Origin of the sequence: Pseudomonas taeanensis MS-3 (genome assembly GCF_000498575.2) — a bacterium.
Classification (GTDB): domain Bacteria; phylum Pseudomonadota; class Gammaproteobacteria; order Pseudomonadales; family Pseudomonadaceae; genus Aquipseudomonas; species Aquipseudomonas taeanensis.
Map to the genome: position 1 here is coordinate 1607651 of NZ_AWSQ01000001.1, position 15027 is coordinate 1622677.

Annotated in this window: 13 protein-coding genes and 1 pseudogene; 4 read left to right on the forward strand and 10 right to left on the reverse strand. The window is 58.4% G+C overall.

Annotated elements, in window-relative coordinates; genetic code table 11:
• Positions 1-21 precede the first annotated feature (21 nt).
• The 4 genes from TMS3_RS07030 (at position 22) to TMS3_RS07045 (ending at position 3458) form a co-directional block, all read left to right on the forward strand.
• A complete protein-coding gene (locus TMS3_RS07030) occupies positions 22-927 on the forward strand; it encodes a class II glutamine amidotransferase (protein ID WP_025164553.1) in 906 nt (301 codons plus the stop codon).
• Between the two features lie 11 nt (positions 928-938).
• Positions 939-1622, forward strand: coding sequence for a GltB/FmdC/FwdC-like GXGXG domain-containing protein (locus tag TMS3_RS07035; protein WP_025164554.1), 684 nt, complete (start codon positions 939-941; stop codon positions 1620-1622).
• A gap of 15 nt (positions 1623-1637) precedes the next feature.
• Entirely contained in the window at positions 1638-2975 is a 1338-nt protein-coding gene (locus tag TMS3_RS07040; RefSeq protein ID WP_025164555.1) for an FMN-binding glutamate synthase family protein, read from the forward strand.
• 141 nt (positions 2976-3116) lie between these two features.
• On the forward strand, positions 3117-3458 hold the full coding sequence (locus TMS3_RS07045; RefSeq protein ID WP_025164556.1) for a DMT family transporter: 342 nt from the start codon (positions 3117-3119) through the stop codon (positions 3456-3458).
• 166 nt (positions 3459-3624) lie between these two features.
• On the opposite strand, the gene TMS3_RS07050 is transcribed toward TMS3_RS07045, so the two are convergent.
• The 10 genes and pseudogenes from TMS3_RS07050 to TMS3_RS07090 all read right to left on the reverse strand — a co-directional run bounded on the left by TMS3_RS07050 (position 3625) and on the right by TMS3_RS07090 (position 15016).
• Positions 3625-4269, reverse strand: a complete 645-nt coding sequence (locus TMS3_RS07050; RefSeq protein WP_025164557.1) for a B3/B4 domain-containing protein — start codon at positions 4267-4269, stop codon at positions 3625-3627.
• Positions 4270-4318: 49 nt separating this feature from the next.
• The gene (locus TMS3_RS25440) at positions 4319-4492 is read right to left on the reverse strand and encodes a hypothetical protein (protein WP_200929603.1); all 174 of its coding nucleotides are present in this window, start codon (positions 4490-4492) and stop codon (positions 4319-4321) included.
• Between the two features lie 57 nt (positions 4493-4549).
• Entirely contained in the window at positions 4550-5923 is a 1374-nt protein-coding gene (locus TMS3_RS07055) for an ammonium transporter (RefSeq protein ID WP_025164558.1), read from the reverse strand.
• 277 nt (positions 5924-6200) lie between these two features.
• Positions 6201-7178: pseudogene (locus tag TMS3_RS07060) on the reverse strand (methyl-accepting chemotaxis protein); the annotation flags it as partial.
• A 95-nt stretch (positions 7179-7273) separates the two neighbouring features.
• Entirely contained in the window at positions 7274-9619 is a 2346-nt protein-coding gene (locus TMS3_RS07065; RefSeq protein ID WP_025164560.1) for a DUF1989 domain-containing protein, read from the reverse strand.
• 44 nt (positions 9620-9663) lie between these two features.
• A complete protein-coding gene (locus TMS3_RS07070) occupies positions 9664-11034 on the reverse strand; it encodes a flavin-containing monooxygenase (RefSeq protein WP_025164561.1) in 1371 nt (456 codons plus the stop codon).
• Entirely contained in the window at positions 11031-11933 is a 903-nt protein-coding gene (gene folD / locus TMS3_RS07075; protein ID WP_025164562.1) for a bifunctional methylenetetrahydrofolate dehydrogenase/methenyltetrahydrofolate cyclohydrolase FolD, read from the reverse strand. The genes TMS3_RS07070 and folD overlap by 4 nt, the downstream gene beginning before the upstream one ends.
• On the reverse strand, positions 11930-12796 hold the full coding sequence (gene purU / locus TMS3_RS07080) for a formyltetrahydrofolate deformylase (RefSeq protein WP_025164563.1): 867 nt from the start codon (positions 12794-12796) through the stop codon (positions 11930-11932). Before purU ends, folD begins: the two co-directional genes overlap by 4 nt.
• A gap of 39 nt (positions 12797-12835) precedes the next feature.
• Entirely contained in the window at positions 12836-13966 is a 1131-nt protein-coding gene (locus tag TMS3_RS07085) for an aminomethyltransferase family protein (RefSeq protein WP_025164564.1), read from the reverse strand.
• 33 nt (positions 13967-13999) lie between these two features.
• Entirely contained in the window at positions 14000-15016 is a 1017-nt protein-coding gene (locus TMS3_RS07090; RefSeq protein WP_025164565.1) for a heme-dependent oxidative N-demethylase family protein, read from the reverse strand.
• Positions 15017-15027 lie beyond the last annotated feature (11 nt).

Genomic DNA, 15027 nt, shown 5'->3' on the forward strand with positions numbered 1-15027 from the left:
TTCTGCCGTGGAGTTTTGACTATGTGTGGGATTGTTGGTCTTTACCTGAAAAATCCGGCGCTGGAATCCCAGCTTGGTGCGTTGTTCGAGCCGATGCTCGAAGCCATGACCGACCGTGGCCCTGACAGTGCCGGCTTCGCCATTTACGGTGATGAGGTCTCGGATGGCTGGGTCAAGTTGACCCTGCAGGCGACCACCGATGAGTATGACTTCAAGGCGCTGACCGGCGAATTGGAAGGCAAGCTTGGCGCCTCACTGGACTGGTTTCAGAACGCCAGCGCCATCGTGCTGAAAATCAAGGCCGAGGAAGCCACAGTGCGCGCTGCCCTGGCTGAGCTGGCGCCAACCGTACGCATCATGAGTGCCGGCAAGAGCATCGAGATCCTCAAGGGCATGGGCCTGCCGAAGGAAATCTCCGAGCGCTTCGGGCTGAAAAATATGAAGGGTAGCCACATTATTGGTCACACCCGTATGGCCACTGAAAGTGCGGTGACCATGGAAGGCAGCCATCCGTTCTCCACGGGTGCCGACCTGTGCCTGGTACACAACGGTTCCCTGTCCAACCACTTCCGTCTGCGTCAGGAACTGCGTCGCGAAGGGATCAATTTCGACACTGAAAACGATACTGAAGTCGCTGCCGGTTATCTGGCCTGGCGCCTGCAGCAGGGCGACTCGTTGAAGACCGCGCTGGACAGCTCCCTTGAGGCACTGGACGGTTTCTTCACCTTCGCCATCGGTACCCGCAACGGCTTTGCCGTGATCCGCGATCCGATTGCCTGCAAGCCGGCGATCCTTGCTGAGACTGATGACTACGTGGCCATGGCCTCGGAATATCAGGCGTTGTCCAGCCTGCCAGGCATCGAGAAGGCCAAAGTATGGGAACCCGTTCCCGCCACCATGTACATCTGGGAACGCGCGTCGGCTTAAGGAGCACGCACATGAAAACTATTGATCTATCCAGCGCCACCGTGCGTGACCTCAACCAGGCCCTGCACGATCAGGTTAATCAGCTCGAAGAGCGCGAGTGGGTGGTGACTCATCCTAATGGCGCACACAACTTGGCGGTGGGCGTCAATGAAGCCGTGTCCGTCGATATCCAGGGGCATGCCGGCTATTACTGCGCGGGCATGAACCAGAAAGCCTCAATTACCGTGCACGGCAACGTCGGGGTAGGCTGCGCCGAAAACATGATGTCGGGTTACGTGCGGGTAAAAGGCAGCGCTTCGCAAGCGGCCGGCGCTACCGCTCACGGCGGCCTGCTGGTTATTGAAGGCGATGCCGGTGCACGTTGCGGCATCTCCATGAAAGGCGTCGACATCGTCGTCGGTGGCAGCATCGGGCACATGAGCTGCTTTATGGGCCAGGCTGGCCGTCTGGTGGTCTGCGGTGACGCTGGTGACGCGCTGGGCGATTCGCTGTACGAGACACGCATCTACGTTAAGGGCACGGTCGAATCCTTGGGTTCGGATTGCATTGCTAAAGAGATGCGTGCCGAGCACCTCGAAGAATTGCAGGTGCTGCTCGATCGCGCCGGTTTCAACGAAAAAGCAGCGGACTTCAAGCGTTATGGCTCGGCCCGCCAGCTGTACAACTTCAAAGTCGACAACGCCTCCGCGTACTGATCCAGGAGCATGACCATGAGCGACCAAATTACCCAGAAAGCAGCCCCACCAGTGCTACGCGAATCGGCTACGTTCGACCGCCTGACTATCCAGGAAATTCAGCGGGCCGCCGAGACCGGTATTTACGACATTCGCGGCGGCGGCACCAAGCGCAAGCTGCCGCACTTCGATGACCTGCTGCTGCTCGGTGCCAGCGTGTCGCGCTACCCGCTCGAAGGCTACCGTGAGAAGTGCGGCACCGATGTGATCCTCGGTAACCGCTTCGCCAAGAAGCCGCTGCACCTGAAAATCCCGGTGACCATCGCGGGCATGAGCTTTGGTGCACTCTCGGCTAACGCTAAAGAGGCCCTGGGGCGTGGTGCTAGCATCGCCGGTACCAGCACCACCACCGGTGACGGCGGCATGACCCCGGAAGAGCGCGGTCAGTCGCAGCACCTGGTGTACCAGTACCTGCCATCGCGATACGGCATGAATCCAGATGACCTGCGCAAGGCCGACGCCATCGAGATCGTCCTCGGTCAGGGCGCCAAGCCGGGCGGCGGCGGCATGCTGCTGGGCATGAAAGTCACCGAGCGAGTAGCCGGCATGCGTACCCTACCGATTGGCGTTGATCAGCGCAGCGCCTGCCGTCATCCAGACTGGACCGGCCCTGATGACCTGGCGATCAAGATCGCTGAGATCCGCGAGATCACCGACTGGGAAAAACCCATCTACGTGAAAATCGGCGCTAGTCGCCCTTACTACGACGTCAAGCTGGCAGTGAAGGCCGGTGCCGACGTGATTGTTCTCGACGGCATGCAGGGCGGCACCGCGGCCACTCAGGAAGTATTCATCGAGCATGTCGGCATCCCTATCTTGCCGGCCATCCCTCAGGCCGTGCAGGCCCTGCAGGAAATGGGCATGCACCGCAAGGTACAGCTGATCGTCTCCGGCGGGATCCGCAACGGCGCCGACGTGGCCAAGGCCATGGCTCTTGGTGCTGATGCCGTAGCGATTGGCACGGCGGCCTTGATCGCCCTCGGCGACAACCATCCGCGTCTGGACGAGGAATTGAAGAAAATCGGTTCGGCTGCCGGTTTCTACGATGATTGGCAGAATGGGCGCGACCCGGCTGGTATCACCACTCAGGATCCTGAACTGTCCAAGCGCCTGGATCCGATCGAGGGCGGTCGGCGTCTGGCTAACTACCTGCGCGTACTGGTGCTGGAAGCCCAGACTATGGCGCGGGCTTGTGGCAAGTCGCACCTACACAATCTCGACCCTGAAGACCTCGTGGCGCTGACTGTAGAGTCTGCCGCGATGGCGCGTGTACCTCTGGCTGGCACCAGCTGGATCCCGGGTAAGGGCTACTAACTGCCTCGCAGCGTCGATCAATAAATACTGATTGATAGGGCCCGCTTCGGCGGGCCTTTTTTTGCATAGTAATTATGTCGCTGGGCCACATGCACAAAACCTTGCTCGCGGCATGATCCCGATTCATACAAAGGAGCTTATATGACAACTTACGGTGCATGGATGATCCTGCTGGCGGCCGGCGTTTGCGAGGTGATGTACGCTGCGGCAATCCCGCGAACCGAAGGCTTCACACGCCTGTGGCCTAGCCTCTATTGCGGGTTGTTCATCGTCATCAGTCTGTACCTGCTGTCACTTGCTGTGCGCACCCTGCCGGTGGGTACGGCCTACGCAGTATGGGTCGGCATCGGTGCTCTCGGCACGGCGATCTATGGCATCGCGGTGCTCAATGAACCGGCCCAGCTGGCGCGTTTGGGGTGTTTGGGCCTGATCATTGCCGGGGTGATTGGTCTCAAGTTGGTCAGTGCGTCAACGTCGGTTTGACTGACGAGATAATCCAGCGGAGCCGTACTAAAGCCCGACACCGCAGCTGGTGTCGGCGTTCTGCGGTGCTTAAGTTCCGTCGTGAGGGAGAGGCCGTTATGTTGGCCATAAAGGTGCGCGTAAGCGTCGAGAATACCGGCCAGTAGCGTTGATAACGCGTCGGGCGTCAAGCCACGCAGCTGGCGCAGCAGGACATCAGATCAGCCTTGAGGTCAGCAGCGATCCGCTGCAGGTATTGCGGGTCAGTGTCGGGATGACCCTGGACGATAAACAGAGCCGAGTCGCTATTGGCATGCAAGGCGGTAGCCTCACACTGACGATACTCCATGCGGCAGAGCACCTGGCCTTGGGCGTCCAGGTAGGCATATTCGCCGGTGGGCAAAAGCTGGCTGGTGTTGCTGCCCAGTGCGTGGAAGACCTCGCCGCCTTGCGTTAGGGTCAAACTTGCCGGCAGTTGTAGGCGACGTAAATCATGGGCGCCGATCGAAAGTCCGCTGTTCAGTGACCACTGATTGTAAAGGTCGACGATTGGTGAGATTGGCCGCAAGCCTGAGTGACGTTGATACTGGTCGAGTAGGGCCTGTGGGGACGCGGGGAAACGCTTGGGCGAACGGCCCATACGCAAGCGTAATGCATTAAAACCTTCCATTTCCCGTCGGCTGTACTGAAGGTTGAAGTTATTGCGCAACCGCACAAGGCTGGCTTGCAACGCACTGCTGTAGTGCAGGTTGCTGAGTGAGTGAAGGCTGAATGCGATGGCTTTGAGGCCAAGATCGGGAGGTGTGAGCAGGCAGAAAATAGGGCTGAACATGGCTGACTCCAGGCCGGCCGACGCCCCCTAGGACGCCGGACGGCTGAACTTACTTTTTGATCATCGGGCTTTTGTAGCTGTGCTGCTCGTGACGCACCGTGGCGTAAATCGCGAAGATCGTTAGGGCGACTGCGACGACGACGATGAAGCCCATCACCATTGGCTTGTCGGCGAACGTGAAGACGGTGCTGGCGCCTTCCCAACTGCTAATTGGACTGCTCATGGCATTTCTCCTTCATGACGTCACGCAGTAGGGAGTACTGCGTGACGTAGTTCAAATTCACGCAGGCTTGGTTTCGCCGACGATAGTGTTAGGGATTACTTCGCTTGCGGAAACAGTGGTGATACTGGCACCAGTGATGGCCCATTCTGGGTAGGCTTGGGCCGGTACTTCGACCAGATCCAGGCCACGTTCTTCGGCATGTGCTGGTACGCGCAGAACGCCCATTTTCTTCATCAGCAGCGAGATAAAGTAGCCGGGGATGAAGCCCAGTGCGGCCAGTACGATTGCGCCACCGGTTTGGCCGAGGAAATTTATGGGAGGGGCTCCTTCCATGACGTTCGGGTAACCCGCGATGAAAATGCCGCTGAGCACCAAGCCGGCAAAACCGCCGAAGCCATGAACGGCGAATGCGCCAACAGCATCATCGATACCACGCTTGCCCAAGAACTTGTGTACCAGTGGTGCGGCTGCAGCAACGCCCATACCAATTACAAAGGCTAGCGGTGGGTAGTAAACGTCCAGGCCTGGGGCTACAGAAACGATACCGATCAGACCACCGGACATCATCCAGAAAGGTTCACGGGTGGTCAGGTAAGCACCGATCAAACCGCCAGAAAAGCCCATCAAGGTATTGAAGGCAAATGCAGACAGGGTTGTTGGCTGACCATAGATGTTGGTCCACTGGCCACCGGCGTTGTAGATGATGCAACCACCCAGGAAACCGAAGAAGCCGACGATGACCAGCATCAAGCCAATTACACTCATCGGCATGCTGTGACCGACTATGTTATTTGAGCTGCCATCGGCGTTGAAGCGGCCAATACGCGCACCGACGTTCATCACAACACCGAGGGTGAAGAAGCCTGCAATGGCGTGCACACAGCCTGCAGCACCAACGTCATGGAAGCCCCACTTGGTGGTCAGCCAGCCGGTTGGGTGCCAGCTCCAGGCAGCTCCGAGAATCCAGACGCCAGAGCCCAGAATGATGGCCAACACAATAAAGGCACTCATCCGTGTACGCTCGATAAGCGCACCGGACATGATCGATGCAGTGGTGGCGGCAAACAGGACAAAGGCGGCCCAGAAGATACCGGTCGCGTTGTCAGTGATGTTTGGCCCCATACTGCTGGCCCATGGCAAGCTGCCGGCTGCACCGTCCAAGTCGGGAATTAGCCCACCGGAAAAACCGTTATAGATCCACCAGCCGAAGAAAAAGAACGTCGGCACGATGAAGGCGAACGCCAGAATGTTCTTAACGCCGGCCGTAAGGGCATTTTTCAGGCGCGATGCCCCGATTTCGTAGGAGAGAAATCCAGCGTGTATCACCATCATCAAGGCGATACACCACCAATAGAATATTTCCATATTTATGGTGTTAGACATCTGAATGAGCTGTTGTAGCTCTTCCAGTGTTGGGGTTGCCTGTTCCATTGTTGAATCCTCGATGCAGTTTTCAGAAGTGGATTTTGTTCAGCAGGTCGAGTGTTAAGTGCGAGCAGGTAGAGCTTTTAATTTATCTAGGGTTAAGAAAAGTTCCCGCAAGGAAATTGCAAGGCTTGTGCCACTTATCCCATCAGCCCGTTCCAAGCGTATCTCTGCGGGTTAGCTGTGCTGGGTGAGTGCGGGAGAAGCCCCATTTCTGTTCGTTGCGGGTAGATCGCGCCTGCTCTTGGGTCATCTGGCGGCTTAGGTACATCGTTTAGTTGCGTTGCTGCAGCATGGTTTGAATTTGTTGCACCGAGTCCTGGGTGCGTTTGGCCAGCGTGCGTACCTCGTCGGCCACTACCGCGAAGCCCCGACCCTGTTCACCTGCGCGTGCAGCTTCGATTGCGGCGTTGAGTGCAAGTAAGTTGGTTTGATCAGCGATACCCTTAATGACGCCTGCTACGTGGGCGATCTGGGTGTAGGTGCTTTTCATGTTGCTTTGTTCGCGGTTGCGCAAATCCTCAGCGGCTTTCTCATCGCTAATTTCGCGTACAGCGCCGATCACGCGTTGCAGAACGCCCTGGCTGTTGCGTAAGCAGCGACCTCGCTCACGGAACCAAAGTTCGCCGCGTTGTTTGTGTTGCATGCGGTATTCAACGACATAAGCGGGTTCACCTTTGGGGTCAGCAACGAAGTCACCGAACACCTGCATGACCTTTTTCAGGTCGTCGGCGTTGACCACTGCAAAGAAGCTGTCCCAGCCATCGGCAAACTCGGCGTGGTTGTATCCGATCAGTTTGCGAAACTGTTCGGACCAGCAAATCAGATTGTCGGGATGATCGGCATCACCTTTTACGACGGTCAGGTCCCAGCAGCCTTCGGTCAGGGTCTGCTTGGTCAGCTCCCATGCTTGTTCATCCTGCTGCCAGCGCGCCTGTTGTTCCTCCACGTTTTCCAGTCGCGCATGGCTTTGCTGAAGCTGCTGTTCGAGCAGCTGGTTATTCCGGGTGGCTTCTTCAAGTTGCTGCTTTAAGTGCTGATATTGCTCGGCGGTGCACGGTGGCTGCGAGTGGGTTTCAGCTTGGCGCTGCACATGCTGCGTATGCCAGCGTTGGCTGAGCAGTTCGATGGCCGTGAGCAAATGCGGGTAGCGATGCAGCGCCGAAGACTGTTGATCCAGATGGGCATGCTGATCAGGTAATTGGGTCAGCACGTTGGCTAGGTCGCTAGCCAGTTGGCGGGCATTATTGTTGAACCACATGGATTAATACTCCTCTTAGGGAAACTGCGCTGCTGGCTGCCTTCGTCAACGCATGACTGCCAGAGCGCTAGCAATTCCCCCGCCGTTCCTTGCAGTTAACTGCGAACCCGTGACTTATCCGGATCGTAGGCAACCGTTCCGCTGGAAACACGTGCACTAATTCGCTTTTGCTGACCGTCGAGTTTGCCGATTTCAACTGCCGTACCGGCTTCGCAATAGTCGATAGCCAAGCGGCACAGTGCGATGTTCTTGCCCAACACCGGTGAGCGCGTTGCACTGGTAATTACGCCGACTTGCGCACGGCCAACGCGAACACAATCGCCATGCGCCGCCGGCTCATTGCCCTCCAGCTCCAGCCCAACCAAGCGCTGTTGTGGACTGGCATTGCGCCTTTGCAGGGCATCACGGCCGATAAAGTCGTCTTGTTTGCTCTTCAGCGGCACACAGAAACCGATACCTGCTTCGTAAGGATCGGTCTGATCACTAAAGTCATACCCCGCAAACACCAGCCCGGCTTCGATGCGCAGCATGTCCAGCGCGTGCAGGCCGAGCGGTACCAAACCGAGCGGTTTGCCGACTTGCCACACGCGTTCCCATACACGCATGGCGTCGCTTGGGTGGCACCAGATTTCAAAGCCCAACTCGCCCGTGTAGCCGGTGCGCGAGACCATTATTGGGCAGCCGTTGTAATCATCAAGGCGACCATTTAAGAAGCGAAACCAACCCAGCTCGCTCACCGATGGCTGACTGGGCGGCGTCCAGATCATCTGGCTGAGCAACTCGCGACTGAGTGGCCCTTGCACGGCAATGTTATGGATCTGCTCGGAGGCCGATTTTATCCAGACCTTCATGCCGAGTTTTTCAGCCTGCTCGCGCAACCACACGCCGCCGTGGTCTTCGCCGCAGATCCAGCGAAAAGCATCCTGGCCAAGACGCAGCAAGGTGCCATCGTCGAGCATGCCGCCGTGCTCGTAGCACATTGCTGAATACACCACTTGGCCGATCGCTAACTTACGCACATCGCGCGTCAGGCAGTGGTTGAGTAGGGACTCGGCATCCGGTCCGAGGATCTCAAATTTGCGCAGGGCAGAGAGGTCCATTACGGCAACACGCTCGCGGCAGCCGTGGTACTCCTCCAGTGCGCCGAAGCCTTCGAAGTGAGTAGGCGTCCACCAACCGCGATAATCGACAAAATGGCGGGTAAGGGCGCTGGTGCCTGGATGGAAACCGCTCTCGCGGGTCAGCACAGGATCGGAATCAGGGGATATGCGCGTGGCCATAGCGATACTGAAGCGCTCCTTTGCAGAATAAACGCGGATGTGGATGTCGGTAGGTTGCCAGCCGTTGGCCGGGTCGATGTCGTCCGGGCAAGAGCTGTTCGCGCAGATCAGATCGTTACTGGCGCGCATCAGTACGTAGTCGCCGGGGCGTGACCACGGCTCGTCCATGGTCAATTGCTGGTGGTCATCAATAGCGGTGTTGAAGAAGAAGTTGATCGCGGGCCAACCGGGCCGTGCAGCAACGCCATGCTCGGCGAGTGCGCGACTGATGTTGTCACTGCAATTGGCATGGCCGAAATAGCCGTGGCTCTCGTAATAGCGTGAGGTGCAAGCTAGGGCAAAGGTGTCGTGACGACCAACGGTATCGCGGCGCACCTCGAGCATGGGCTGCATGTTGCGATCAAAGAACCGGCTGAATAGTCCGGCGCTAGGATAGGCATTGCTGTTCAAGGTGCGCGTGACGGTGGGGTCGAGGTCGACCTCTCTGCCAGCATCGAGGTTGCGGCGGTCGAAGGCGACGAAGTCCGAACACTGCCGTCCGGCTACGTCGAGCACTTGAATATATTGACCGGCGGCAACGGCATAAGCCTGGGCCGTGCCGGGCTTGATGGTGAACTCGTCAACCACCTCGCCAAGCGCTTCTGGTAACGGCGGCGCCAGGGTCTGGCGAGGATTGGTACGTTGGATCAGCAAGCGCAGTTCGCTGGCGCGCAGTTGGCTGAACACTGGGCTATCCGTACCCGGTGCCGCGACCATGACCAGCAAGGCTTCGGCGGCCTGCAGGGTGCGGCTGTAACCAGCAGGCGTACCAGCGGGCCACAAGTCAGCGGCCGGCGGCAAGGTGGTGGCATTGATTCCCAGGCCTAACAGCCGGCGCTGACTGCGTTCTGACGCGGCGCTGCCATTAGTGAGCAGGCGTTGGCTGAATTCGGCCCCCGGCGTTGCGCTAAGGCTCAGTGCTGCCAGGGCCGCGTGGCCATTAGGGTTAAACGCATGCAATTCGGCGCGCTGGTCGCCTTCGAGGTCAATCACCTGCAGGCTATCGCCGGCTTGGAGGTTAATCAGTGTTAACCCGCCGGGGGCAACCCGGTGACGCTCTAGGTTAGGTGCACGGGCAAACAGGGCCGGTTCCCAGGGACGAGAAATGACAGGTTGGCGCATGGTGAGGCTCCACATGGGCGGGGCGTTTAACGCCCCGCACGGCTTCAGATAGCGGTTACTTGGGTAACCGCCGGAGTCTCGCTGAGGTAGGCTTCAAGGGAGTCGTCGAGTGCTTCCAGCCACGGGGTGTGATGCGGGGTGGCCATGGTGCCGCTGATCAGCGAGCGGAAGCATTTGTTGCGATAACCCATGATGTCTTCGTACTTGTCATGCTTCCAGTCGAGGAACGTCTGGTTGACCGCCGAAATGTCAAAGGTCGGATAGTCCGTGGCTTCGATCAGTTGGCGGATGTACTCGCCCTGAAATTCAAACATTTGTTGTGCTGTTTCCAGCGTTTCCTCTTCCTGTCGCCATGCCAGATCTTCAGCCTGCATCTGAGCCAGTTTGGGCAGGGCGATGCGCCCGAGGATGACGTCGCGGGCATACCAGGCTTGCGCGTCGAACATGTTGAAGCTGTACCACTGATCCTGCATGCCGAGGTAAATCAGCTTGAGGTTGTTCTCCCAGAACACGCCCTTGTACAAGCTCAGTGGCCACAGCCGGTTGTCGGTCTTCAGGCGCAGCTCTTCGGCGAGGAAGGGGAAGTGGTGCTTGTAGCCGGTGCACAAAATGATCGCGTCGACATGGTGGTGAGTGCCGTCGGCAAACCAGGCGGTCTTGCCGGTCATGCGTTGCAGCAGAGGCTTCTCTTGCCAGTTATCCGGCCAGCGGTAACCCATGGGCGCGCTGCGGTAGCAACTGGTGATTGAGCGGGCACCGTATTTGTAGCATTGCGAACCGATGTCTTCGGCCGAGTAGCTGCCGCCCACGATCAGTACATCTTTACCTTTGAATTCCAGCGCATCACGGAAGTCATGGGCATGCAGCACGCGCCCACCGAAGCTTTCGAAGCCTTCGAAATAAGGGACATTTGGGGTAGAGAAATGACCGCTGGCGACCACCACATAATCAAAGATTTCGGTGCTGGTTTGGTCATTGTCATAGCTGTGCACCGTGACGCTGAACAGGCCGCTGTTCTGGTCATAGGTGACGCCGCGCACAGCTGTATTGAACTGGATGAACTTACGGACGCCAGCTTTTTCGACGCGACCCTTGATGTAATCCCAGAGCACTTCGCGGGGCGGATAGGAGCCTAGGGGGCGGCCGAAATGCTCGTCGAAACTGTAGTCGGCAAACTCCAGGCACTCTTTCGGTCCGTTGGACCAGAGGTAGCGGTACATGCTGCCGTGAACCGGTTCACCGTGCTGGTCGAGGCCGGTGCGCCAGGTGTAATTCCACATGCCGCCCCAGTCAGACTGTTTCTCGTAGCAAACCACTTCTGGACACTCTGCGCCTTGATCCTGGGCTGACTGGAATGCACGTAATTGGGCTAAGCCGCAGGGGCCTGCACCGATGATGGCAACTCGTTTTTTCATGCTGGAATCTCCATAGAGGGTTTAGCGTGGCGAACAGCCGGGTATTGCAGCTGTGCAGCAGTAACGGTGTTTTTCATCAGGTAGGCGATGGTCATGGGGCCGACACCACCAGGTACTGGGGTGATCGCTGAGGCGGTGGCTTGGACGCTGTCGAAATCGACATCACCGACCAGGCGACTCTTGCCGTCTTGCTCGATGCGATTGATCCCTACGTCGATCACCACGGCGCCGGGTTTGAGCCAGCTGGCATCGACCATTTGCGGGCGGCCGACAGCGGCGATCACAATATCGGCCTGGCGGCACAGCTCGCGGATGTTGTGGCTACGGGAATGGACCACCGTGACGCTGCAATTGGCCTGCAGCAGCAACGCGGCCATCGGTTTGCCGACAATATTGGAACGGCCAATCACCACGGCATGCTGGCCGCTGAGATCGCCACAGGTCTCTTTCAGCAGGCGCATGCAACCGGCCGGCGTGCAGGGCGTGAGCACGTTGCGGCCTTGGCTCAGGCCGCCAACGTTTTCACTGTGAAAGCCATCGACGTCTTTTAGCGGGTCAACGGCCTGCAAGATGCAGTTTTCATCGATATGCCCGGGGAGCGGCAGTTGCACCAAAATGCCGTGCACCTGCGGGTCGGCATTGAGGCGCTCGATCAGCGTCAGCAACGCAGTTTGCGATGTGTCGGCGGCCAGTTTGTGTTCAAACGAGTGAATGCCCGTCTCTTCGGCGCGCAGTACTTTATTGCGCACATACACTTGGCTGGCCGGGTCACTGCCGACCAACACCACGGCCAGCCCCGGATCAATCCCCACGTCTTTGAGCGCCTTGACCTCGACACTCACCTCACGAATTACCGCAGCGGCGCAGGCCTTGCCATCGATCAGCGTCGCGCAACTCATGGCAGGATCACCGTCTTGTCGCAGTTGATGAAAACCCGGTGCTCAAGGTGATATTTCAGTGCCTTGGACAGGGCCACGGTTTCGGTATCACGACCAATTGCCACTAGATCTTCCGGCAGGTAAGCGTGATCCACACGCTGTACCTCCTGCTCAATGATCGGACCTTCATCCAGGTCGCTGGTGACGTAATGAGCGGTAGCACCAATCAACTTCACACCGCGTGCATAGGCTTGGTGATAGGGCTTGGCACCCTTGAAGCCGGGCAAGAAGGAGTGATGGATATTGATGGCGCGCCCGGCCAGTTGCTTGCACAGGTTGTCCGAGAGGATCTGCATGTAGCGTGCAAGTACCACCAAGTCGGTTTTGGTCTCGTCGACAATCTTCATCAACGCAATTTCTTGCTCGGCTTTCGTTTCTTTAGTCACTGGCAGATAGACAAAGCGAATGCCCTGACGCTCCGCCATGTGGCGCAGGTCGAGGTGGTTGGAGACGATGGCGGTGATATCCATGTCCAACTCGCCTTTTTGGTGGCGATAGAGCAAATCGGTTAAGCAGTGATCGAACTTGCTGACCATCAACAGGACGCGTGGCGGCTGGGAGGCTTCAAATAATTTCCAGTCCATGTCGAACGGAACGGCTACGTCTTCGAAACCCTGACGCAGCGCCCCGGTGTCGCCCACGCAGCCGTTGTTGAAGCGAAACACCGCACGTAGAAAGAAGCGCCCGGTGAACTCGTCATCAAACTGAGCCAGTTCGCTGATGTAGCATTCATGATCAGCCAGATAGGTGGTCACCGCGGCAACGATTCCGGAGGTCGCCGGGCAACTGATCTTGAGGATGTGTTGGGTCGATACGGGAGCCATGAAGCTCTACCTCTTTTAAGTGGATGACTGAAGGGAGGGTTAGCCTTTGGCAGTGCGCTTGTGCTTTTCCGGGTCGTCGAACGGCAGCGTGTGCGCGATGGCGTTGCTCTGCAGGCTGCCGCGTACTTGCAGCGCCACGCCCTGTACGGCGTAGCCCGGCTCAAAGCGGGCAATCGCCATCGAGCGTTCGGTCAGGCGCGAGTACATGCCGCAGGTGATCACGCCGACCTGACGGCCTTCGTGCCAGAGGGTGTCGCCGCCTTCGGCCGGCTGTTGGCCCTCGAGCAGTACGCCAAAAATCTTGAAGCGCTCTTGGCCTTGCAAACGCTGATGCTCGCCGGCGCCACGGAAGTCCTGCTTGCCCGGTGAGACGGTGAAGTCCAGGCCCAACTCCCAGAGAGTGTCTCCGGCTTTCTGGTCGGCGAAGGGGTACATTTGCGAGTTGTCGTAGGGGAAGAACAGCAGGTAGCTTTCGACTCGCAGCCAGTCCAGTGCAGTAAAGGCGCACGGGATAATGCCCATGCCCTTGCCGTGCTCGAGGATGCTGTCCCAGATGGTCGGAGCATCGGCGGCTTTGCAGAAAATCTCATAACCACGTTCGCCGGTGTAACCGGTGCGCGAGATCATCACCGGGCGGCCGAACAACTTGCCTTGCAGATGGTGGAAGTAAGGCAGGTCGCGGATGCCGGGGACGTGCTCGGCCAGGAAGTCGACGGCACGTGGGCCTTGCAGGGACAGGTCATGCAGGTCGTCATCGAACAACACGGCGACCTGGCGGCCTTGGGCCGAGCGGATCAGCATCTCGTAGCCGGTGCCTGCACCATGTACCACCATGAAGGCGTTGGGGCCGGTGCGATAGACGATGCAGTCATCAACAAACTTACCGTCCTCGTCGAGCATGCTGGCATACACGGATTTGCCCGGATAAAGCTTGCTCATGTCGCGCGTGGTGGCGAAATCGAGCAGGCTTTCGGCGTGAGGACCGACGTAGTGCACTTTCTTCAGGCCGGATACGTCCATCAGGCCGGCGCGGGTACGGATCGCTTCGTGGTGATCCGCCAAGTCACTGGAGTACGTCCAGGGCGTGCCCATACCATTCCAGTCCTCAAGGGAGGAGCCGAGTGCCAGGTGACGGTCGCGCAGAGCGCTGATGCGCCATGAATTAGCCATTGTTAATGTCCTTTTCTGGGGTCGTAGTAAGGTTCAGGCCTGGCTGTCGAATTGGCTCAGCCAATCCACCAGTGTCTGGCGATAAAGGGTCATGCCCTTGTAGTCGGCAATGGCATCAGGCAAGTCGCGCAACACGCGGTGCAAGCGTTGGGCCCAGGCAGGTTGAGTCACCAGTTCATCCATGCTGATCAGGTAGGTGCGGATGCTGAACATCAGCGCATTGGAGCGCGGCAGGCGGGCCATGACCTGTAACTCGACGCGCAAGTGAACCAGGCTGCCGACATTTCCCGGGGTGATGCTGGCGCGATCGCTTCCCCACTCGTGGAAGGTTTCCGGCGAGGTGTCGAGGCGCGGGTTGATGGTCAGTGTCCAATTCAGGCGGCGTACCGGTTGGCCCACCTGGATGTTTACTAGGTACTTCAAGGCGCGGTCGAATACGCCCATCTGATGCGCCATTGGTACTGGCGAGTGCCATTGCTTGAAGCTCATGCCAGCATCGAATGCCAGGGACCAGTCGGCCGGGCAGGTGACAATGCCGGCATCCATAAACAGGTCGCCTTCACGCTGGTCGAGCAAGGCGAAGTCGCCCTGTACCTGACGGCCGATATACTCCAGCGGCTCGCACGGCAGCGTATCGGCATCGCCGTAGGTGAAGCGCTGATCAATGCCCAGCGCATGGTTTTGCCACTGCCATTGATCACCGTCACGACTCAGCGCGAACCACTGTGGGTAATCCTGGCTGAGGTGCTCCATCAACATGGCCAGCGTGTCCCAGGCTGCTGTCTGCATATGCGGCATGACCAGGCACCGGCGTGGGTCGCGCTCCAGGACCCGGTTGCGCTCAACCATTTCCGAGCGGTAGTGCTCGTCGATATCGAAGCAGTGCTCGAAAATAGAGCCGGGATTGCGTGAGGTGGCGGGTTCCAGATTCACCGAATACATGTACTGGTCTTCCGGGAACGGGAACGGAAAGCGTTGTATGGCCTCCTCGCTGTTACGGAAGCTGAAGTCCTGGTGATAGCTCCCCACTGGCTTGAAAGTCAGGCTCATGGATACGTCTC